The following is a 19,954-nucleotide window of genomic DNA, read 5'->3' as shown; positions in this document are numbered from 1 at the left end:
AGAGGAGGATTGCCATGAAAGAAGCTTTGCAAATGACTGCCCAAGAAGTAATGCATAGTCGCCACGCCGTCCGCCGATACGTCCCGGGGGTAAGCATTCCCCAGGCAGAATTGCAGGAAATACTGGAACTGGCCGCTACTGCGCCTTCCTCCTGGAACCTGCAGCATTGGCGCTTTCTCGTCGTGACGGAGCAGGAGAACAAGAAACGGCTATTGCCGATCGCCTTCAACCAACAGCAAGTTGTCGACTGCTCTGCAGTCATCATCATCCTGGGGGATCTCGAAGCCAATAAATCGGCGGAAGCGGTTTACCGCCCGATGCTGGAATCCGGAGCGATGAGCCAGCAGGCGTATGACACCCTGCTTGGCAACATTGCGAGCGCGTATGCCGGCGGTCCCGAGGGGCCGCGTGACGAGGCCAATCGCAATGCTGCCCTGGCGGCCATGCAGCTGATGCTGGCGGCAAAGGCAAAAGGATATGACACTTGTCCGATGGGCGGGTTTGACCGCGTCAAGATCCGCGAAGAATTGAACATCCCGGACCGCTTCTTGCCGGTGATGATGATCACACTGGGCAAAGCGGCCGCACCTGCTCACAAAACCAGCCGTTTTCCCCTTGAGCAGTTGGTTGTCATGGAGAGGTTTTCCTGACCGCTCGGCGGAGGCGGCAAAAGCGGCGCTGCCAACCGGTTGCCGTACCGGTCAGCTGCGCCGCTTCATATACAAGAGCGTGCTGAAGGCTTCAATTGAGGCTTTACAAATCCTCAAACAGTTTGATCAACAGGAAAGGCAGCGAGCCGATCGCGACATAAGCGTACAGCAGCCCGCAGAAAAAAGCTTTGACGTATCTCATGGTCAATCCCTCCCGCCGTTCTAAAGATGTGGCAACCAAGCACCGGGAACCGACTGGTGTAACACTGGTATTGCATTATACATATATATGTGGTTTGCGGTTCCGCCAGAACAACTGCTGCCGACTGCCAATCCTGCCGGTTAGAAGGATGCAGGTGAAGACAAAATAGGTGAAGCGCACCCAGGCTTATGATAAGATAACTGATGAGTGTTTTTTAAGAAGGAGGCCCGTTTGACCTATGAGCACAGCAGCAGACAGCATTGTAAAAGACATGTCCCTCGCCCCTGGGGGCCATTTGAAAATCGATTGGGTAAAGGCGCACATGCCGGTGTTGAACCGGATCCGCGAACGCTTTGAAGCAGAAAAGCCGTTTGCCGGACTGAAAGTGGCGATTTCGCTCCACCTGGAGGCAAAGACTGCCTATCTGGCGAAAGTGATTCAAGCCGGCGGAGCAGAAGTGACGATTACGGGGTCCAACCCGCTGTCTACCCAGGACGACGTTTGTGCGGCTTTGGTTGAAGACGGCATTTGCGTGTTCGCCAAGTACAATCCGTCGCCGGAGGAGTACAAGAGCCACCTGATCAAAACACTGGAGACTCGTCCCGACCTGATCATCGACGATGGCGGTGATTTGGTGACGATCCTCCACAGTGAACGGCGCGACCTGCTCGCACAGGTGCGCGGAGGAGCGGAAGAGACGACTACCGGCATCCTGCGACTCAAGGCATTGGAAAAAGAAGGAAAATTGGAGTTTCCCATGATGGCAGTAAATGACGCTTACTGCAAATACCTGTTTGACAATCGCTATGGAACGGGCCAGTCCGTATGGGACGGCATCAACCGGACGACCAACCTCGTTGTAGCCGGCAAAACGGTAGTCGTCACCGGTTACGGCTGGTGCGGAAAAGGCGTGGCGATGCGCGCCAAAGGTCTCGGAGCGAAAGTCATCGTCACCGAAATCGACGCGATTAAAGCTGTTGAAGCCTACATGGACGGCTTTGAAGTGATGCCGATGAGCGAAGCCGCGAAACATGGCGACTACTTCGTGACGGTGACGGGCAATCGCGACGTGATTCGCAAAGAGCACTTCGAAGTGATGAAAGACGGCGCGATTCTGTCAAATGCCGGCCATTTCGATGTGGAAGTGAACAAGGTGGAGCTGGAAGCTCTCTCGACAGCAAAGCGCGTCGTTCGCAAAGACATTGAGGAGTACACGCTGGCAGGCGGCCGCAAACTCTACTTGCTGGCAGAAGGACGCCTGGTCAATCTCGCTGCGGGTGACGGACATCCGGCAGAGATCATGGACATGACCTTTGCCCTGCAAGCAGTCGGATTGGAGTACATCAACAAAAATTACCAATCGATCGGCAAGCAAGTGCTGAACATGCCGTATGAATTGGACGAGATGGTCGCACGCTACAAGCTGGAGGCGCTCGGCATCTCAATCGACAAATTGACAGCAGAGCAAAAAGACTACCTGGACAGCTGGGTCGAATCTTAAAAAAAACTGCTGTTACATACAATCAGAAACTGATGAAAAAATCCTGCATACACATGCAGGGTTTTTTTGTATAATAATGTTTGAGTGGGGAGAAGTGGGGGAAAGTGGAGGATAGCGGAAGGGAAGTGGGGGAAGCGGCATGTTCATGGGCGAATATCAGCACAGCATCGATGATAAAGGCCGGCTTACCATCCCCGCCAAGTTCCGTGATGAACTCGGAAGTTCCTTCGTCATTACCCGCGGGCTTGATCAGTGCCTGTTTGTCTACCCGATGGATGAGTGGAAAGTCATCGAAGAAAAATTGAAGTCTCTGCCCTTTACGAAAGCGGATGCACGCGCTTTTACCCGTTTCTTCTTTTCCGGCGCGACTGAATGCGAATGGGATAAGCAGGGAAGGGTAAATATACCAGTCAACCTGCGGCAGCATGCCAGGCTGGCAAAAGAGTGCGTGGTCATCGGCGTATCCAACCGGGTGGAGATATGGAGCAAGGAAGGCTGGGATGACTACTGCGCCCAATCGGAAGGCTCCTTCAGCGAAATAGCGGAAAAACTCGTCGATTTTAACTTGTAAAACACTGACTCGAAGAGCAGGCGGCCATGGAGTGCGCGCTGTTTGGGCTTTTGTTCGGGAGGAAGCAGGATTGTTTCATCATATTACCGTCTTAAAAGAGGAAGCCGTTGCAGGGCTTGACATTCGCCCGGAAGGCGTGTACGTAGACTGCACGCTCGGCGGAGCAGGACACAGTAGCTTGATCGCCGCCCAGCTGCGCGGCCAGGGTCGGCTGATCGCCATCGACCAGGACGATGCCGCTCTGGAGAACGCGGCAGTGAAACTAAGCAGCTGCAAGGAGCGCGTCACGCTCGTCAAAAGCAACTTTCGCCATTTGAAAGAAGTCATACACAGCCAGGGCCTGTCCGGTGTTGACGGCGTCCTGTTTGACCTCGGTGTCTCCTCGCCGCAGCTGGATGTGGGAGACCGGGGCTTCAGCTACAACGCCGATGCGCCGCTGGATATGCGGATGGACCGGAGCGCGCCGCTGTCCGCCTATGAGATCGTCAACGAGTGGGATGAGGCGGAAATTGCCAAAGTGATTTGGGAGTACGGAGAAGAAAAATTTTCCCGGCGGATTGCCCGGCAAATCGTCGTGCAGCGGGAGGAGGCGCCAATCGAGACGACGGGTCAGCTGGTAGAGTTGATCAAGCAGGCGATTCCCGCGCCGGCCCGCAGGAGCGGACCGCATCCTGCGAAGCGGACGTTTCAAGCGATCCGCATCGCCGTCAATGACGAACTGGGCGCGTTTCAGGAAGCGATCAACGACGCCATTCTCCTGCTGAACCCGGGCGGGCGGATCAGCGTCATCACGTTTCATTCGTTGGAAGACCGCATCTGCAAACAGACGTTTCAGGATTATGCCAAGGGCTGCACATGTCCGCCCGACTTTCCGCAGTGCGTCTGCGGCAACCAGCCTATTGTCCGCATCGTCACGCGGAAGCCGATCTTGCCGAGCGAAGCGGAGCTGCAGCAAAATCCGCGGGCGCGATCAGCCAAATTGCGTATTGCAGAGAAGCTGTAGAACTTCAGTCAGAGAGGGGGATTTCTTTGCGTTACTACTATCGGGGGAATCTCGCGGTCGAAGTGGAACACCCAGACAGCCCGTCAGTGCGAAAGAAGCGCAGAATCACGGTAAAGCCGGGGATACCGGCGAAAGAAAAGCTCTTGTACCTGTTTTTTATCTGTGTGATGGTTGCCGGAGTGGGTTTTATCGGAGTCCGCTACGTACAAATTTCAGAGTACAACTATCAGATTCAGAGTGTGAAACGGGCCATTACTTCCATACAGGAAGACAATGCCGAGCTTCGCTTGAAAATCGAACAAATGAATACGGGTGACAGAATCAGACAGGAAGCGGCGGAGATGGGACTGGTCGTTTCTCCGGATTCCGTCCGTGTCGTCGAAGGCGGCAAGTCACCACAGCAGGCGAAGGCGGGCAAAGCAGATTAGTTGCGTTACTCTGACGGCATACAGGGTAACTTTTCTTTTTTCACCAGACGGAAAGAAAAAATCGCTTTTGAGGTGAAACAGGCATGGGGACGAAACAGCGGATAAAATGGCGGAGCCTGTTGATGGGACTCAGTTTTATCTTGACGTTTGGCGGTCTGATTACCCGACTCTGGTGGCTGCAGGCGGTGGATGCCCGGGAGAATTTGGAACGGGCAAAAGACCAGTGGGAGCTGCAGAAGATCCTCCAGCCGAAACGCGGTTCGATTCTGGACCGCAACGGCCAGGTGCTGGCTTACGAGGAGAAGGCGTACAATTTATCCCTGCAGATAAAACCGGCAGACAGTAAAGAAGAAGAGGTGCCCGAATGGATGCGGGACAACTACGTCAAAGATCCCTACATGACGGCCCAAAAATTGGCGCCGATCCTCGGGGTACAGCCGGACTTGCTGCTGCAAAAAATGGCCGCCGTAAAAAAGCCGGGCAGCATCGAGCTGGGGATGGTCGGGAAGAAGCTGACCGAGGATCAGAAAAAGCAGATTGACGCCTTGATGTATCCGGTCGAGGGCGGCAAGAAGGAGAAGACAAATCAACTGCCCGGCGTGGTGCTGCAGTCGACGACGCGGCGGTACTATCCCAAGAACAGCTTTGCCGCCCACGTGCTCGGCTACATCAGCTACGGGGAAGGCCGGGACGAGGCGCACATGGGCATCGAGAAGCAGTACGACAAGGAGCTGTCCGGCGAACCGGGAGAGCTGCAGGTGCTGACGGACGGCGCCGGCTATCAGCTGCCGGATGGCGAACAGAAGTTCAAGCCGGCCAAAGACGGGCAGAACGTCGTACTGACGATTGATCAGCAGATACAAGACTACGTCGAAGCGGCGCTTGACGAAACGCAGCAGAAGTTTACGCCCAAGAGCATGACGGTCATCGTTGCCGACCCCAATAACGGCGACATTCTGGCGATGGCCAGCCGCCCCGGTTTTAATCCGAACGAGTATTGGAGCATCACCGACTATCGCAACCAGGCGATCAGCAGCGTGTTTGAGCCGGGTTCGACGTTCAAGATCATCACCCTGGCGGCGGCGATTCAGGAAGGCAAGTTCAATCCGGGAGAATCCTACAAGTCTGGTACCTACACCAAATTGCCCGGGGAACCGATCCGCGACCACAACTGGGGGAACGGCTGGGGGAACATCAGCTTCCTTGAGGGCGTGCAGCGCTCCAGCAACGTAGCCTTCGTCATCCTCGGCTACGAGCGGTTGAAGGCCGATCTCTTGGCCAAGTACTTTGACCTGTTCGGGATCGGCAAGAAGACCGGGATTGACCTGCCCAAAGAGGCAGAGGGGATCATGTTTGATTTGAAGCATCCGCGCTCCCAGCGGGACGTGGCGGTCACCACCTTCGGACAAGGGGTGGCGGTGACGGCGATCCAGCAGGTGGCGGCGGTCGGCGCGATAGCCAACGGCGGCGAACTGCTGAAGCCGCACATCGTCAAGGAGCTGCGCGACCCTCATACGGGCGAGGTGACCAAGAAGTACGACAAGGAGGTCGTGCGCCGGGTCGTCTCCGAGGCCACGGCGAAACAGACGCGGGATATCCTCGAGACAGTCGTCACCGGCGAACACGGTACCGGCCAAGCCTTTAACATTGACGGCTACCACGTCGCCGGGAAGACGGGGACGGCTCAGATCTACGACGCGAAAACCGGAAAGATCGTTCCGGGCCGCTACGTCGTCTCGTTCATCGGCTTCGCTCCGAAGGACGATCCCCGGCTGCTGGTCTACGTCGTCGTCAACGATCCGGAGACTGACCTTCCCTCAACGACTTGGGGCTCAGAGATCGTTGCCCCGATCTTTAAATCGGTTATGGAAAAAAGCCTCAAATACCTGAAAGAGGTGCCGGACCTTGGTACCGTAGAGGCGGCAAGTCTCAAGAAAACGACAAAAGCGTCTGCGCTCATCGAACGGGCGGTGCCCAAGCTGACAGAGATGTCGGCCAACGCAGCTGTCACCCGGGCCAAACAGGCCGGGTTTCAGAGCGAGCTGATCGGCTCGGGAACGAAGGTCGTCCAGCAGTATCCGGCAGCAGATGAGACAGCCCCGCAAAACAGTACCATCTTGCTGCTCACCGACAAGGTGGAAGGCGTGAAAATGCCCGATTTTACCGGCAAGTCGCTGCGGGAAGTGATGGAGTACGCCTCGATGTTAAAGCTTGACGTCAGTCCGACGGGCAGCGGTTTTGTCAAAGAGCAGAGCATCGCGCCGGGGACGGTGATCAAGGAGGGCGAAACCCTCCGCGTAACGCTTGCCGCCGCCTCCTCGCCATAGCAGTTCTAACCCCACCCCCCTGCGAATAGGGTAGGTAGAGACAAACCTATTCTTGTTCGTAAGGGGGGCTGTGCTGTGCGGGTATCCAATGTAACCGTACGACGCCGCATCTTCATCGCTCTCATCATCGGAACCGTATTGTATGCTTCCTTGATTACACGGCTTGGCTACGTCCAACTGGCCCAGGGGCAGTGGCTTCAGGATGAAGCGGGAAAATTGTGGGGGCGAAACATCCCCTTTATTGCCCAGAGAGGGAAAATATTGGACAGAAACGGAAATGTGCTGGTCACGAACATCAGCGTTCCTTCCGTATGGGCCATCCCGGCTCAGATTAAAGATCCCAAGTCTACAGCGAAGCAATTGGCCGTCATCCTCGGAGAAAACGAAGATAAAATTTATCAGGAAATCACCAAGCGGGCATTGATCCGGCGTGTGCCCGGCGGTCGAAAGATTTCCGAAGAGAAGGCCCGGGAGATCCAGAAGCTGGCCCTGCCGGGGATTCAGGTGGCGGAGGACTCCAAGCGCTTTTATCCGGAAGGCGCGTTTGCCTCCCATGTCTTGGGCTTTACCGGAATTGATAATCAGGGTCTGACCGGCTTGGAACGCATCTATGATCAGTTTTTAAAAGGGACGGACGGCCACGTGTCGTTTCCCTCGGACGCGAGAGGCCGCTTGATGCCGGGCGAATCGGATACCTACGTACCGCCGATTAACGGAATGGACATGTACCTGACGATCGACAGCAACATTCAGCGCTTTCTGGAGCGGGAGCTGGACCAGGCGATGGTCACCTTCCTGGCCGATGACGCGCTGGCGATCGCGATGGACCCGAATACCGGCGAGATTCTGGGAATGGCCAGCCGTCCCACCTATGACCCGTCCTCCTACAAGGACGTGCCGCAGGAAATCTACAACCGCAACCTGCCGATCTGGAAAACGTTTGAGCCCGGGTCCACTTTTAAGATCGTGACCCTTGCCGCCGCGCTCAACGAAGGAGTCGTCAGTTTGGATGAAGGTTTTTACGACCCAGGGTACATCATGGTCGCCGGCGCCAGGCTGCGCTGCTGGAAGCGGCAGGGGCACGGCCAGGAGACGATGCTGGAAGTCGTCGAAAACTCCTGCAACCCCGGGTTTGTCACCATGGGCCAGCGGCTGGGCAAGGAACGGCTGTTTAGCTACATCGACAAATTTGGGTTCGGCCACAAGACCGGCATCGATTTAAACGGCGAAGAAAACGGTGTCATGTTTAAGCTAAATCGCGTCGGCCCGGTCGAACTGGGGACGACCTCTTTCGGCCAGGGCGTTTCCGTGACGCCGATCCAGCAAATGGCGGCAGTCGCCGCGGCGATCAACGGCGGCAAACTGCTGAAGCCGTACATTGCCAAGGAGTGGCGCGACGGCGTTACGCACAGTGTCGTCGGCCGCACGGAGCCGGTCGAAGTCAGGCAGGTGATCACGCCGGAGACCTCGGCAAAGGTGCGCTACGCATTAGAGAGCGTCGTCGCCAAAGGGACAGGGCGCAACGCCTTTATCGAAGGCTACCGGGTCGGCGGCAAGACCGGTACGGCGCAGAAGGCGAAAGGCGGCGGCTACTCGGCGAGCGAGTTCATCGTCTCCTTCATCGGATTTGCCCCGGCCGACGATCCGAAAATCCTCGTCTACGTCGCTGTCGACAACCCGAAGACAGCAGCGTTTGCCAGCACGGTCACGGCTCCGTTGGTGCGAAACATACTGGAATCCGCCTTGCAGTACATGAAGGTGCCCAAACGCGAAGGGCAGATCGAACGCGAGTACAGGTACGGAGACAGCCAATACGTAGAGGTGCCGAACCTTTTGGGCATGAAGATCGATGAAGTCGCCGGCTCCTATTACACGCTGCCGCTCGACGTGGCGGGTGAGGGCTCCTACATCGTCAAGCAATCTCCTGCCGCGGGAGAAAAAGTCCAAGAAGGTTCAAAAATTCGTATCTACCTTGGTGACAAAACATCCAATTAGCTATAAAATGAAATTTCGTAGAGGAAGTCATTCCGGTTTTGAAACCGCCAGGCTTTTGTCTATACTAGTTGGAAAATGGGGTGCCTCTGTCATGCAACTGAGGAATTTACTTGCACCGCTGTTGCCAGTTCGGATATCGGGCGACGATCAGGTCGCGATTACGGGCATAACGGCTGATTCTCGCGAGGTACGTCCGGGAGATTTGTTTGTCTGTCTGTCGGGGTTTACGGTAGACGGGCATGCGTTTGCACAGCAGGCCATGCAGCAGGGAGCCGCTGCGGTCCTGGCGGAAAGAGAATTAAACCTCGACGGAACCGTGGCGGTTGTTCCCGATACCCGCCGGGCTGCAGCCATGATCGCCGACAAGTTTTACGGGTCGCCCACTGCAGCCTTGAAAGTGATCGGGGTAACGGGCACAAATGGAAAAACGACGACGACTCACTTGTTGGATCACATTTTGCGTCACAGGCAAAAACGCACAGGTCTGATCGGCACGATACATATGCGGATCGGAGACGTCAGTGAAGAGCTGAAAAACACGACACCCGATGCACTGTTCCTGCAAAAAAGCTTCCGGCGCATGCTGGATGCGCATACGGAATACGCGATTATGGAGGTCTCTTCCCACGCGCTCGATATGGGGCGGGTCTGGGGGGTTGACTTCCACACGGCTGTCTTCACCAATTTGACGCAGGACCACCTCGACTACCACCAGACGATGGAGAAGTACGCTGCGGCCAAATCGCTGTTGTTTGCCCAGCTCGGCAATCGCTATCGTCACGATTCGCCAAAGACTGCCGTGCTGAACGCGGACGATCCGGTCTCTGCACAGTTTGCCCGGGCCACCGCGGCACGCGTGCTTACATACGGGATTGATCAGCCCGCTGACGTGCGGGCGGAAGAGATCAAGCTGACGAGCGGCGGGGTTTCCTTCACCGCGCGCACCTTCGCCGGAGACGTAAAGCTTTGCCTGCGCTTGATGGGCAAGTTCAACGTCTACAATGCCCTGGCGGCGTTGACGGCAGCCCTGGTGGAAGGGATTTCGCTCGCCGATATCAAGGAGGCGCTCGAGGCCGTTGAAGGAGTCAGCGGCCGCTTCGAAGCGGTCAAGGCCGGCCAGGATTTCACGGTTTTGGTGGATTACTCCCATACACCGGACAGTTTGGAAAACGCCTTGACCACGATCAAGGAATTCGCCCGGGGAAGGGTTTTTTGCGTCGTCGGGTGCGGCGGCGACCGGGACAGGGGCAAGCGCCCGATTATGGCGCAAATTGCAACAAAATACGCTGATCTTACCGTCTTAACTTCAGATAACCCGCGCTCGGAAGATCCGGAAGCAATCATCGCCGACATGGTTGCGGGTCTTGCGAGTGTGCCTGCCAGCCGCTACCTCAGCCTGCCGGACCGAAGGGAAGCGATCGCTTACGCTGTCGGCCGGGCTGGCGCCGACGATGTGATTTTAATCGCCGGCAAAGGCCACGAGACTTACCAGATTATCAAGGGTCAGGTGCTGCCGTTTGACGATCGGGAAGCAGCTCGCGAAGCAATCGCTGCGCTGCATCCAAAAAAGTGACGGGTGGTGTTGAACGGGCGAACACATCAAGAAAGGAGGTTATGGCATGCTCTTTGACAACGTACTTATCATTACGATAATCGCTGCATCTCTGATCGCCGTCCTGGTGGGCCCGCTGTTTATTCCGGTGCTGCGCCGGATGAAATTCGGCCAAAGCATCCGCGTAGAGGGACCCAAGTCCCATCAAAAAAAAGCGGGAACGCCGACGATGGGCGGTACGATCATTATGCTTGCTCTGATCTTTACAGTGCTCAAATTTGCCAATCTGTCGATGGAGATCTTCTTTCTGATGCTCGTTACCTTGGGGTATGGACTCATTGGCTTTTTAGATGATTTTATCAAGATTAACAAAAAGCGGAATCTCGGCCTGACGGCGAAACAAAAATTTCTCGCCCAAATTCTGCTGGCGATCCTCGCCTACGCATTGCTGATCACGATGGGGCACGATACCAGCCTGCACGTGCCGGGCACCCCCTGGGACATTCACCTGGGATGGCTGTATTTTCCCTTTCTCGTCTTTCTGTTTGTCGGCACGACAAACGCTGTCAACATCACGGACGGCCTGGACGGACTCTTGGCTGGAACCGGAGCGATCGCCTTCGGAGCCTATGCGATCATCGCCTGGATGCTGGGCAAAGCGGACACTGCCATTTTCAGCGCCGCAATCGTGGGGGCAGTACTCGGATTTCTCGTCTTCAACGCCCATCCGGCCCGCGTGTTCATGGGCGATACCGGATCCTTGGCACTGGGCGGAGCGTTGGCAGGTGTCGCCATCATGACCAAGACGGAACTGCTTTTGGCGGTGATCGGTGGAGTATTCGTGGTGGAGACGCTCTCTGTCATTCTGCAGGTCGTTTCGTTCAAGACGAGAGGCAAGCGGATTTTTCGCATGAGTCCGCTGCACCATCACTTCGAGCTGACCGGCTGGTCCGAGTGGCGTGTTGTCGTGACCTTTTGGCTGGTTGCGATGGTATTCGCCGGATTAGGTGTTTACTTAGAGGTGGTTCGCTGACATGGAATATTATCGAGACAAACGCGCAGTCGTTTTGGGCCTGGCCAAAAGCGGTGTGGCAGTTGCAAAACTGCTTCACCGCTTTGGTGCTAAGGTCGTGGTGAACGACCAAAAACCGCGCGAACAAGCAATCGGGGCAGAGGAACTGGAAGCGCTCGGCATTCGCGTCATTACGGACGGACATCCGGAGGATCTGATCGATGCGGGTGTTGACCTCGTCGTCAAAAATCCGGGCATCCCCTACGAAGCAAAACCGGTCGCCAGAGCGTTGGAACTGGGGATCCCAGTGATGACTGAGGTAGAGCTGGCGTACCAATTGTCCAAAGCGCCGCTGATCGGCATTACCGGTTCCAACGGGAAGACGACGACGACTACCCTCGTCGGTCTGATGCTGGCAGAGGCCGGGATCGACGCCAAAGTCGGCGGCAATATCGGAACCGTGCTCTGCGAATTGGCGGAAGCCGTCACAGCCGACCAATGGCTGGTAGCGGAGTTAAGCAGCTTTCAGCTGAAGGGGACGATCTCGTTTCGACCGCGAATCGGCGCCCTGCTGAACTTGTATCAGGCGCATCTCGACTACCACCATACGGTGCAGGATTACCGGGCCAGCAAAGCGAAGCTGTTCGCCAATCAAACAGCGGAAGACTGCGCGGTTCTCTCCTACGATCAGGCAGAGGTAAGGGAATTCGGACTTCACCTGCCAGCCAGGATCTACTATTTCAGCCGAACGCAGCCGGTGTCGGCAGGCGCATTCGTCCAGAACGGGCGAATCTTGTTCAAGGAAGCGGGCGGCGAGCCGACGGAGATTATGGCAGCAGCCGATGTTGCCCTGCCAGGTGTTCATAATTTGGAAAATGCGCTTGCGGCGATCGCGATCAGCAAGCTGGCAGGTGCAGACGATGCGGCAATCGCCAGGGTGTTGTCCCGCTTTCAAGGAGTGGAGCATCGTCTGGAATACGTCGATGAAATTGCCGGTGTGAAGTATTACAATGATTCCAAAGCGACCAACCCGGAAGCCTGCAGCCGATCGATCGGCGTCTTTAGGCAGCCGGTTGTGCTGATCGCCGGGGGATTGGACCGGGGGATCGACTTTCGCGAACTGGTGCCCGTTCTAAGGAAGCATGTAAAGGCGATCGTCACGTACGGCCAGACGGCGGATATTTTGCTTGCGCGGGCCGGGGAAGCAGGAATCAGCCAGTCCGTTCGCGTCGATACTGTGGATGAGGCCGTCAGCGCCGCTGCCGGACTGGCACAGGAAGGCGACGTCGTACTGCTTAGTCCTGCCTGTGCAAGTTGGGATATGTTCCCGTCATTTGAAGTGCGGGGGAGCATGTTTAAAAATAGCGTGCATAGACTGAAAACAAGCCTATAAGTCCGTCCCTTCGCCAAGTCGGGGCGGTGCAAGAAAGGATGGCTTGCAATGACGAAGGTACGTACTGCTCCTGACTTCGTAATTCTCTTTGCAACGCTCTGCCTGCTCGGAATCGGCATCGTGATGGTATACAGCGCCAGTGCGGTTTTCGCGGAGAACATCTTGCACGACCCTTACTATTTTGTCAAGCGTCAGATAATCTTCGCCCTGCTCGGGATTACTGCGATGTACATCATGATGAACATCGATTACTGGGTCTGGAAGAAATGGGCGAAGGTCGGGTACATGGCCAGCATCGGGCTCTTGGTGGTGGTTTTGCTGGTCGGGATCGAGGTGAACGGCTCCAAAAGCTGGCTTGGCATCGGTTCGTTCGGCATTCAGCCGGGGGAGTTTGCCAAATTTGGCGTGGTCGCCTTTCTCGCCAGGTGGCTCTCTGACCGTCAGAAGGAGATCGTGCTGTTTCGCAAAGGGTTGATGCCCGCCCTGGCCATCCCGGTGGTCTGCTTTGGCCTGATCATGCTGCAGCCCGACCTGGGGACCGGAACGGTTTTGATGGGGGCTGCGATCCTGATGATTTTTGCCGCCGGTGCGCGGATCAGCCACTACCTCTTTTTTGCCTTCCTCGGGTTGGTCGGATTCGCCGGGCTGGTTATCTCCGCTCCTTACCGCATGGACCGGATTACCGCCTTCATCGACCCGTGGAGCGATCCGCGCGGCGCCGGCTATCAGATCATCCAATCGCTCTACGCGATCGGTCCCGGCGGACTCTTCGGACTCGGCTTGGGCCAAAGCCGGCAGAAGTTTGCCTACCTGCCGGAACCGTATAACGACTTTATCTTTTCGATTATTGCCGAAGAGTTGGGGTTTATCGGAGGGACCTTCGTCCTCCTGCTCTTCCTGCTCTTGTTGTGGCGCGGCATGCGGGTAGCGATCACCGCCCCTGATCTGTTCGGCAACCTTTTGGCGCTGGGAATTATCGGCACCATCGCCGTACAAGTGATCATCAACGTCGGGGTCGTGACCGGCATGTTCCCGGTAACCGGAATCACGCTGCCGTTTCTCAGCTACGGGGGGTCGTCCCTGACGTTGGTGCTGACTGGGATGGGGGTGCTGCTCAACATCTCGCGCTTCTCTCGCTAATTCGGAAGTTTGGAAAATAGGTGATGAATATGCGCGTCGTCCTGACCGGTGGAGGTACAGGCGGACACATTTATCCAGCGCTTGCGGTAGCAAAAGAAATTTTGCGTCAGGAACCGCAGGCTAGCTTTTTGTATATCGGTTCGGGCACCGGCCTCGAAGCCAAACTGGTGCCGAGGCAGGGCATCCCGTTTGAAGCGATCGACATCGCCGGGCTCAAGCGGAAGCTGACGTGGGAAAACCTGCGGACAGCGTGGAAATTCGTTCGCGCGGTGGGGCGGTCCAAAGAGATCCTGCGCGAGTGGAAGCCCGATGTCGTGGTTGGAACAGGCGGCTACGTCTGCGGGCCGGTCGTCTATGCGGCAGCCCGCCTCGGCATTCCGACGCTGATTCACGAGCAAAATGCCGTTCCCGGTTTGACGAACAGCTTTTTGGCCCGTTTTTCGGACAAGGTAGCCGTCTCGTTTGCGGACTCGCTGGACTCTTTTCCGCGGGAAAAGGCCGTCTTTACGGGCAATCCTTGCGCGACTGAAGTGCTTCACGGCAACCCGCAGGCGGGCCGGAAATCTCTCGGAGTGCCGGATGGGAAGCGCATTGTCCTGATCGTCGGCGGAAGCCGGGGGGCGAAAGCTATTAATGATGCTACCCTAGAACTTATCCCCGTCCTGTCGACATATACTGGTTATCATTTTGTATACGTTACCGGAGAGGTCCATTATGACCGTATTTCCGCGGCTGTAAGGGAAAGAGGGGAGCTGCCTGGCAATGTGTCAGTGCTGCCGTTTATACACAACATGCCGGATGTCTTGGCGGCAACCCATGTGATCGTTGGACGTGCAGGTGCATCGACGCTGGCCGAATTGACAGCGCTCGGCATCCCCGCCATTTTGATACCATCTCCGTATGTGACAAACAACCATCAGGAGAAGAATGCCCGGGGTCTGGAACGATCGGGTGCAGCTGCTGTCCTCCTGGAGAGTGAACTTTCAGGGAAGACGCTGGAGCAGGCGCTGGCCGCCATTTTGCTAAGCGATGAGCGCTGGCAGACGATGCACGCAAGCTCGCTCTCGCTCGGGAAGCCGGACGCCGCCCGCGACATCAGCCGCCTGCTCAGAAACCTGTGCGCTCCCGGCCGCTAGGCGTCTGTCACGCCGTTGTAGGCGGCCGCATAGTATGAAGCAAACACGTGATAAGACTCAGGTTCCTACCTAGCATTTGTGTCAGGAGGTTCGAAGATGAAAGAGATTGCAGAAGAGTTGATACGAGCCGATGTTGGTAAAGTGTTAGTCAATGAACCTCTTGCCAACCATACGACTTGGCGAATCGGCGGTCCGGCAGACTTGTTAATCCAGCCGAAAGACAAAGCGTCCATCATTGCAGCAGTACAGATTGTCAATCGTCACGGCCTCCCGTGGAGTGTAATTGGACGCGGCTCCAACCTTCTAGTGAGGGATGGAGGGATTCGCGGAGTCGTGTTCAAAGTGACTGAGGGCTTAAGTCACTGTGAGTTTAAGGGTGAAGAGGTGCGTGTTGGTGCCGGATATTCCATGGTTCGCTTGACGGTTGAGACGGGCAAAATGGGGTTGACAGGATTGGAGTTTGCCGGCGGGATTCCAGGTACGGTTGGCGGAGCCGTGTACATGAATGCAGGGGCCCATGGATCAGATCTTTCACGTATTCTTAAAGAAGCCGAAGTCCTCTTTGAAGACGGCGAAACGAAGGTGTTGACTAACGAGGAAATGGAGTTTAGTTATCGCACGTCGCTGTTGCAGGCAAAGAAAGGCGTCGTGCTCGAGGCGGTATTCCAACTGCGTACAGGTGATCGCAAAAAGATAGCCGCTACTTTGGCTTCCTACAAGAATCGCCGCCGTCAGACACAGCCTTTGACGATGCCCTGCGCAGGAAGTGTATTTCGCAATCCCCCCGGAGATCACGCCGGTCGGTTGATCGAAGCGGCAGGCCTGAAGGGATTCAGTTACGGAAGAGCACAAATCTCGGAGATTCACGCCAATTTCATCGTCAATCGTGGGGGTGCCTTGGCTACCGACGTCCTCACCCTGATGGAGCATGTCAGAAAAACGATTAAAGAGAGAGATGGCATCGACTTGCATCCGGAAGTACTGGTGGTGGGCGAGGGGTAACACGGAGGTGAAAGTTTGGAAACTTTTACTATCGAAGGTGGAAGACCTCTGTCCGGATCGCTTCGCATTCAAGGTGCTAAAAATGCGGCCCTTCCCATACTGGCAGCCACTGTACTTGGGGAGGGGCAATTTCACATCTACGACGTCCCGCATTTAAAAGATATTGATGTAATGTTACAAATATTGACAGCCCTCGGTGCGAAAGCCAGCCATGTAGACGGATGTGTCAGTGTGGATACGACTTCCATTTCTGTCACGCATGTTCCGGATGATCTGATGGGGTTGATGCGCTCTTCGATTTTCTTGATGGGGCCACTCCTTTCGCGGTTTGGTGAAGTGACCATTTCCCGCCCCGGTGGCTGCGTCATCGGGGAGCGGCGGATTGATCTACACCTTTCCGGGTTAACAGCGCTTGGCGCGAAAATTGAAGAGGTTGATGGGTATACCACTTTTCGTACAAAACAGCTTCGTGGAAACAACATCTTTCTCTCTTTCCCCAGTGTAGGGGCAACAGAAAATCTCATGATGGCTGCCGTTTTGGCCAAGGGCACGACCCGGATTTGCAACGCAGCCCGCGAGCCGGAGATTGTCGATTTGCAAAGCTTCCTCAATGCGATGGGGGCGAGGGTACGCGGGGCCGGCTCGGATACGATCGAGATCGTGGGTGTTCCCCGCCTGCGGACGGTCAGCTATCGCATCATTCCCGACCGGATTGTCACCGGCACTCACGTGCTTGCGGTTGGCGTGGCGCAGGGCCATATTCAGCTGACCAATACCATGCCGGAACACTTGACAGCATTAATCGAGATTGCCCGCAACTGTGGTGTTGAAATCAAAACCTACCATGATATAATGGAAGTTAAAAGCACTACCAGGCCGCGTGCAATCGATCGGATCATTACTCAACCGTTCCCCGGCTTTCCAACCGACCTACAAGCCCAAATGATGGTTTTTCTGGCGCAGGCCAGAGGAATAAGCATGATCAAGGAGACCATTTTTGAAGGAAGATTCAAACACGTCAATGAATTAACGCGAATGGGTGCTTCTATCTATGTAGATTTGGGTACTGCATTCATTCGTGGCGTCAATAAATTGTACGGTGCTGCGGTGGAAGCGACGGACTTGCGTGCAGGAGCAGCCCTCGTATTAGCCGGCTTAGGCGCCGAGGGGGTTACCACGATTGAGCAAGTACATCACATTGACCGTGGATACGAACGGCTCGAGTGGCAGCTCCAACAACTGGGTGCTGACATTCAGCGTACAACTAGTATAAGCTGATGATGAAGGTAAAGCGGCATATCGAGGTATGCCGCTTTTCAATGCTTTTGGGAATGAGAGCAAATTGCCGCAAGTACAACGGGAGGGGCAAGAGATGGCGGTTTATGAGGAACGCATTCCGCAGGTAAAGAGAATCGCACCGAAGCGCAGGGGAAATCGGCGCGTGCTGCTTTTGCTTCTGCTGTTTTTTCTGCTCGTGTTGGCCGTCCTGTTTTTTCGCTCTTCGTACAGCAAGGTGGCGGTGATTGAGGTTGCGGGAAACGTGCTGTACACCAAGGAGGAAATCACGGCTGCCTCTGGGCTCGCTCCTGGCATGCAGTTTTTCAACGTTTGGCAAAAGGACGTGCAGGAAAACGTCAAGCAGCTTGCCGGAATCAAAACGATCACCGTATCACGCAAGTTCCCCGGCGTCATTAGACTTGACGTCGTCGAGTACAAACGGGTCGCGTTTCTCGTCGACGCCAAAGGAGACTTCATGCCGCTGCTTGAAAACGGGGTTCGTTTAGACGATAACAAAATGAAAGCGAATGTGATAGACGATCCCCTCGTCCGCAATTGGACGTCGCCCGAACTCCTGCCGGAACTCTCCGCTGCCCTGGCCAAACTGCCGGTGTCGATCCGCAATGAAATCTCGGAGATCGCCCTGACGCCGACCCCGTACGACAAACAGCGGGTGACGCTGTACATGCGGGACGGCAACGAGGTGAGAACGGTTATTTACCAGCTGGCTGAGCGGATGGCTTACTATCCGGCGATTGCCAGCGATATACCCGAAGGCAAAAAAGGTGTGATACATATGCTGGAGGCTACTTGGTTCAGCGAGTACCCCGCTCCAAAGGAAACAGAGGAATCCGGGGACCGGCAGCAAGGACAAACGGACCAATCGGACCAAGCCAGACAAACAAAAGGAGCCGCAAGGTAATGAGGGTACGTAAATTTCACGTCTATTTAACGTTTGTGACCATTTGTACAGGCTTTCTCATTGCGAGTTCGATAGAATTGACCAGGCTGCGGGCGATGGAGAGGCAAGGAGATCAGCAGTGGCAGCAGGAGGTCAGTCTGAACGAGAGGATCCTGGCGGAGAAGAAGCAAACCCGCCAACTGGAGGAAGATTTGTTGAAACTTCAGCGCCAGGTTGCGGAAGAAGAGGAGAAAATGGCGGAGCACCAGTCTGAAGCGGCGGCCATTCTGAACGAATTGGAGGCGGCTCGGATGATGGCGGGGATGGTTCCGGTAGAGGGACCGGGCATTGTCGTGACGATGAAGGACAATCCCAATGCGTCCAATTCCGGCGACGTGACGAAGTACATCATACACGAGCAGGATGTCCGCCTCGTTGTTAATGAACTGCGGGCCGCCGGCGCGGAATCGATCAGCATCAACGGCCAGCGGGTCATGGGCAATTCGGCGATTCGCTGCGTCGGGCCGACGATCATCGTCAACGGCGTCAAATCATCCGTGCCGTTTGTCATCAGCGCGATCGGCGATCCCGCTACCTTGGAGAACGCCTTGAATCTTCCCGGCGGTGTCATGGACATCCTGCAAGGGTTTGTCCAGATCGAAACCGCGAAAAAAGACCTGCTGCAAATACCAGCCCTGGTGGGCGACGTCAAAACCCAAAATACCTCATCATAAGGGGATAAGGAAGCGTTTGGAATGCTGGGACAAAACCGTAAAATTACGTTTATTCTGACAGCTATTAGTGTTATTATTGGAGTTATGCTGGCTACTCAATTGCAGAGTACGCTCAAACCGGAGAAGGTGGAGTCACGCAGCTTGAATGAACTTCGGATCTCCCTGCAAAAAGAAATAGAGAAGCATCAAAACCTGTTAAACGACATCTCCAAATTCGAGCACCTGCTGTATCAGTACGACACGTCTTTAAACGAGCGGGAGAGCATCTCGGTCATGAAAGAAGAACTGGCCCGCGCCCGCAAGCTCGCCGGCCTCGAAAGCGCGGAAGGCCCAGGCGTGGTGGTGCGCATCGAGGACATGAAGCTCCCGCCGGGACCGCTTGGCACGGACGACGGAAGTCCTGCCGGGACAGAGGCACTCCCCGATTTGCTGATCGACGAAGACCTTCGCTGGCTGGTCAACGAGCTGTTGGTCAACGGGGCAAAAGCTGTGGCGATCAACGGTCAGCGGCTGGTAGCCACGAGCGCCATCCGCAATGTCGGACAGTACATTCAGGTGAACACGTACACGATCAGGCCGCCTTACGAGATTGCCGCTCTGGGCGACCCGGAGGTGCTGGTATCGGGCCTGAAATTAAGCGGCATTGAAGAAACGTTCCAGCTGGCCAACAAGACGGTCGTTTTGGAAAAACGGGATACCTTGACGCTGCCGCCTTTTACGGGGAATCAGACGATTCACTATATGAAACCAGTGAAAGCAAAAGGAGATTCATAAAACAATGTGGCTTCCGGTACTAGGATTGATCATCGGCGTTGCAGTTGGGTTCTTGCTGGATTTGCGCATCCCGCAGGAGTACAGCAATTACTTGTCGATTGCCCTGCTTGCGGGTCTTGACACGATTTTCGGAGGGATACGCTCTTACCTGGAGCGCATGTTCAACGTGAGAGTGTTTATTTCCGGGTTCTTTTTTAACACGTCACTCGCCGCCGGGCTGGCGTTTCTTGGCGCGTTTTTGGGTATAGATTTATATCTGGCTGCGATTGTCGCCTTTGGCGTGCGCCTGTTTAACAACCTGGCTGTCATCCGCCGGATTATCCTCTCCAAATGGCTGAGCCAGCGCGATTAGGCG

The 19,954-nt window shown here is 55.7% G+C and carries 18 protein-coding genes; all 18 read left to right on the top strand.

Features of this window, described 5'->3' with window-relative positions:
* The first annotated feature begins 14 nt into the window (after nucleotides 1–14).
* Complete coding sequence (locus tag HGBM_RS08720; protein WP_019120712.1) at nucleotides 15–650, top strand: nitroreductase family protein; 636 nt, start codon at nucleotides 15–17, stop codon at nucleotides 648–650.
* Nucleotides 651–1,090: 440 nt separating this feature from the next.
* Complete coding sequence (locus HGBM_RS08710; protein ID WP_019120710.1) at nucleotides 1,091–2,353, top strand: adenosylhomocysteinase; 1,263 nt, start codon at nucleotides 1,091–1,093, stop codon at nucleotides 2,351–2,353.
* Between the two features lie 139 nt (nucleotides 2,354–2,492).
* Nucleotides 2,493–2,924, top strand: a complete 432-nt coding sequence (gene mraZ, locus HGBM_RS08705; RefSeq protein WP_019120709.1) for a division/cell wall cluster transcriptional repressor MraZ — start codon at nucleotides 2,493–2,495, stop codon at nucleotides 2,922–2,924.
* Between the two features lie 70 nt (nucleotides 2,925–2,994).
* Nucleotides 2,995–3,927 carry a 16S rRNA (cytosine(1402)-N(4))-methyltransferase RsmH gene (gene rsmH / locus HGBM_RS08700; RefSeq protein WP_019120708.1) on the top strand — a complete coding sequence of 311 codons (933 nt, stop codon included), beginning with the start codon at nucleotides 2,995–2,997 and terminating at the stop codon, nucleotides 3,925–3,927.
* Between the two features lie 26 nt (nucleotides 3,928–3,953).
* A complete protein-coding gene (gene ftsL2 / locus HGBM_RS08695; protein WP_019120707.1) occupies nucleotides 3,954–4,355 on the top strand; it encodes a cell division protein FtsL in 402 nt (133 codons plus the stop codon).
* Between the two features lie 83 nt (nucleotides 4,356–4,438).
* On the top strand, nucleotides 4,439–6,682 hold the full coding sequence (locus tag HGBM_RS08690) for a PASTA domain-containing penicillin-binding protein (RefSeq protein ID WP_019120706.1): 2,244 nt from the start codon (nucleotides 4,439–4,441) through the stop codon (nucleotides 6,680–6,682).
* 75 nt (nucleotides 6,683–6,757) lie between these two features.
* Complete coding sequence (locus HGBM_RS08685; RefSeq protein ID WP_019120705.1) at nucleotides 6,758–8,677, top strand: stage V sporulation protein D; 1,920 nt, start codon at nucleotides 6,758–6,760, stop codon at nucleotides 8,675–8,677.
* 91 nt (nucleotides 8,678–8,768) lie between these two features.
* The gene (locus HGBM_RS08680) at nucleotides 8,769–10,250 is read left to right on the top strand and encodes a UDP-N-acetylmuramoyl-L-alanyl-D-glutamate--2,6-diaminopimelate ligase (protein WP_019120704.1); all 1,482 of its coding nucleotides are present in this window, start codon (nucleotides 8,769–8,771) and stop codon (nucleotides 10,248–10,250) included.
* A 46-nt stretch (nucleotides 10,251–10,296) separates the two neighbouring features.
* The gene (mraY, locus tag HGBM_RS08675; protein ID WP_019120703.1) at nucleotides 10,297–11,262 is read left to right on the top strand and encodes a phospho-N-acetylmuramoyl-pentapeptide-transferase; all 966 of its coding nucleotides are present in this window, start codon (nucleotides 10,297–10,299) and stop codon (nucleotides 11,260–11,262) included.
* Nucleotide 11,263: 1 nt separating this feature from the next.
* Nucleotides 11,264–12,634, top strand: coding sequence for a UDP-N-acetylmuramoyl-L-alanine--D-glutamate ligase (gene murD, locus HGBM_RS08670; RefSeq protein WP_019120702.1), 1,371 nt, complete (start codon nucleotides 11,264–11,266; stop codon nucleotides 12,632–12,634).
* Between the two features lie 48 nt (nucleotides 12,635–12,682).
* Entirely contained in the window at nucleotides 12,683–13,774 is a 1,092-nt protein-coding gene (gene spoVE, locus HGBM_RS08665; RefSeq protein WP_019120701.1) for a stage V sporulation protein E, read from the top strand.
* 29 nt (nucleotides 13,775–13,803) lie between these two features.
* A complete protein-coding gene (gene murG, locus HGBM_RS08660) occupies nucleotides 13,804–14,910 on the top strand; it encodes an undecaprenyldiphospho-muramoylpentapeptide beta-N-acetylglucosaminyltransferase (RefSeq protein WP_019120700.1) in 1,107 nt (368 codons plus the stop codon).
* Between the two features lie 96 nt (nucleotides 14,911–15,006).
* Complete coding sequence (gene murB / locus HGBM_RS08655) at nucleotides 15,007–15,912, top strand: UDP-N-acetylmuramate dehydrogenase (RefSeq protein WP_019120699.1); 906 nt, start codon at nucleotides 15,007–15,009, stop codon at nucleotides 15,910–15,912.
* A gap of 15 nt (nucleotides 15,913–15,927) precedes the next feature.
* Nucleotides 15,928–17,190 carry a UDP-N-acetylglucosamine 1-carboxyvinyltransferase gene (murA, locus tag HGBM_RS08650; protein ID WP_019120698.1) on the top strand — a complete coding sequence of 421 codons (1,263 nt, stop codon included), beginning with the start codon at nucleotides 15,928–15,930 and terminating at the stop codon, nucleotides 17,188–17,190.
* A gap of 94 nt (nucleotides 17,191–17,284) precedes the next feature.
* On the top strand, nucleotides 17,285–18,112 hold the full coding sequence (locus HGBM_RS08645) for a cell division protein FtsQ/DivIB (protein WP_019120697.1): 828 nt from the start codon (nucleotides 17,285–17,287) through the stop codon (nucleotides 18,110–18,112).
* Nucleotides 18,112–18,825, top strand: coding sequence for a DUF881 domain-containing protein (locus tag HGBM_RS08640; RefSeq protein WP_019120696.1), 714 nt, complete (start codon nucleotides 18,112–18,114; stop codon nucleotides 18,823–18,825). The genes HGBM_RS08645 and HGBM_RS08640 overlap by 1 nt, the downstream gene beginning before the upstream one ends.
* A 21-nt stretch (nucleotides 18,826–18,846) precedes the next feature.
* A complete protein-coding gene (locus HGBM_RS08635; RefSeq protein ID WP_019120695.1) occupies nucleotides 18,847–19,599 on the top strand; it encodes a DUF881 domain-containing protein in 753 nt (250 codons plus the stop codon).
* A 4-nt stretch (nucleotides 19,600–19,603) separates the two neighbouring features.
* Entirely contained in the window at nucleotides 19,604–19,951 is a 348-nt protein-coding gene (locus HGBM_RS08630; RefSeq protein WP_019120694.1) for a small basic family protein, read from the top strand.
* Nucleotides 19,952–19,954 lie beyond the last annotated feature (3 nt).

This window comes from Brevibacillus massiliensis (genome assembly GCF_000311785.1).
In the GTDB taxonomy this organism is placed as follows: Bacteria; Bacillota; Bacilli; order Brevibacillales; family Brevibacillaceae; genus Brevibacillus_C; species Brevibacillus_C massiliensis.
Note: the sequence above shows the minus strand (reverse complement) of the source record. Positions and strands in the feature narration are given on the sequence as shown.

Coding starts and splice junctions, on each gene's coding strand:
- HGBM_RS08720 (WP_019120712.1), top strand. CDS start 15: ATGAAAGAAGCTTTGCAAATGACTGCCCAAGAAGTAATGCATAGTCGC.
- HGBM_RS08710 (WP_019120710.1), top strand. CDS start 1,091: ATGAGCACAGCAGCAGACAGCATTGTAAAAGACATGTCCCTCGCCCCT.
- mraZ (WP_019120709.1), top strand. CDS start 2,493: ATGTTCATGGGCGAATATCAGCACAGCATCGATGATAAAGGCCGGCTT.
- HGBM_RS08690 (WP_019120706.1), top strand. CDS start 4,439: ATGGGGACGAAACAGCGGATAAAATGGCGGAGCCTGTTGATGGGACTC.
- HGBM_RS08680 (WP_019120704.1), top strand. CDS start 8,769: ATGCAACTGAGGAATTTACTTGCACCGCTGTTGCCAGTTCGGATATCG.
- mraY (WP_019120703.1), top strand. CDS start 10,297: ATGCTCTTTGACAACGTACTTATCATTACGATAATCGCTGCATCTCTG.
- murD (WP_019120702.1), top strand. CDS start 11,264: ATGGAATATTATCGAGACAAACGCGCAGTCGTTTTGGGCCTGGCCAAA.
- spoVE (WP_019120701.1), top strand. CDS start 12,683: ATGACGAAGGTACGTACTGCTCCTGACTTCGTAATTCTCTTTGCAACG.
- murG (WP_019120700.1), top strand. CDS start 13,804: ATGCGCGTCGTCCTGACCGGTGGAGGTACAGGCGGACACATTTATCCA.
- murB (WP_019120699.1), top strand. CDS start 15,007: ATGAAAGAGATTGCAGAAGAGTTGATACGAGCCGATGTTGGTAAAGTG.
- HGBM_RS08645 (WP_019120697.1), top strand. CDS start 17,285: ATGGCGGTTTATGAGGAACGCATTCCGCAGGTAAAGAGAATCGCACCG.
- HGBM_RS08640 (WP_019120696.1), top strand. CDS start 18,112: ATGAGGGTACGTAAATTTCACGTCTATTTAACGTTTGTGACCATTTGT.
- HGBM_RS08635 (WP_019120695.1), top strand. CDS start 18,847: ATGCTGGGACAAAACCGTAAAATTACGTTTATTCTGACAGCTATTAGT.
- HGBM_RS08630 (WP_019120694.1), top strand. CDS start 19,604: ATGTGGCTTCCGGTACTAGGATTGATCATCGGCGTTGCAGTTGGGTTC.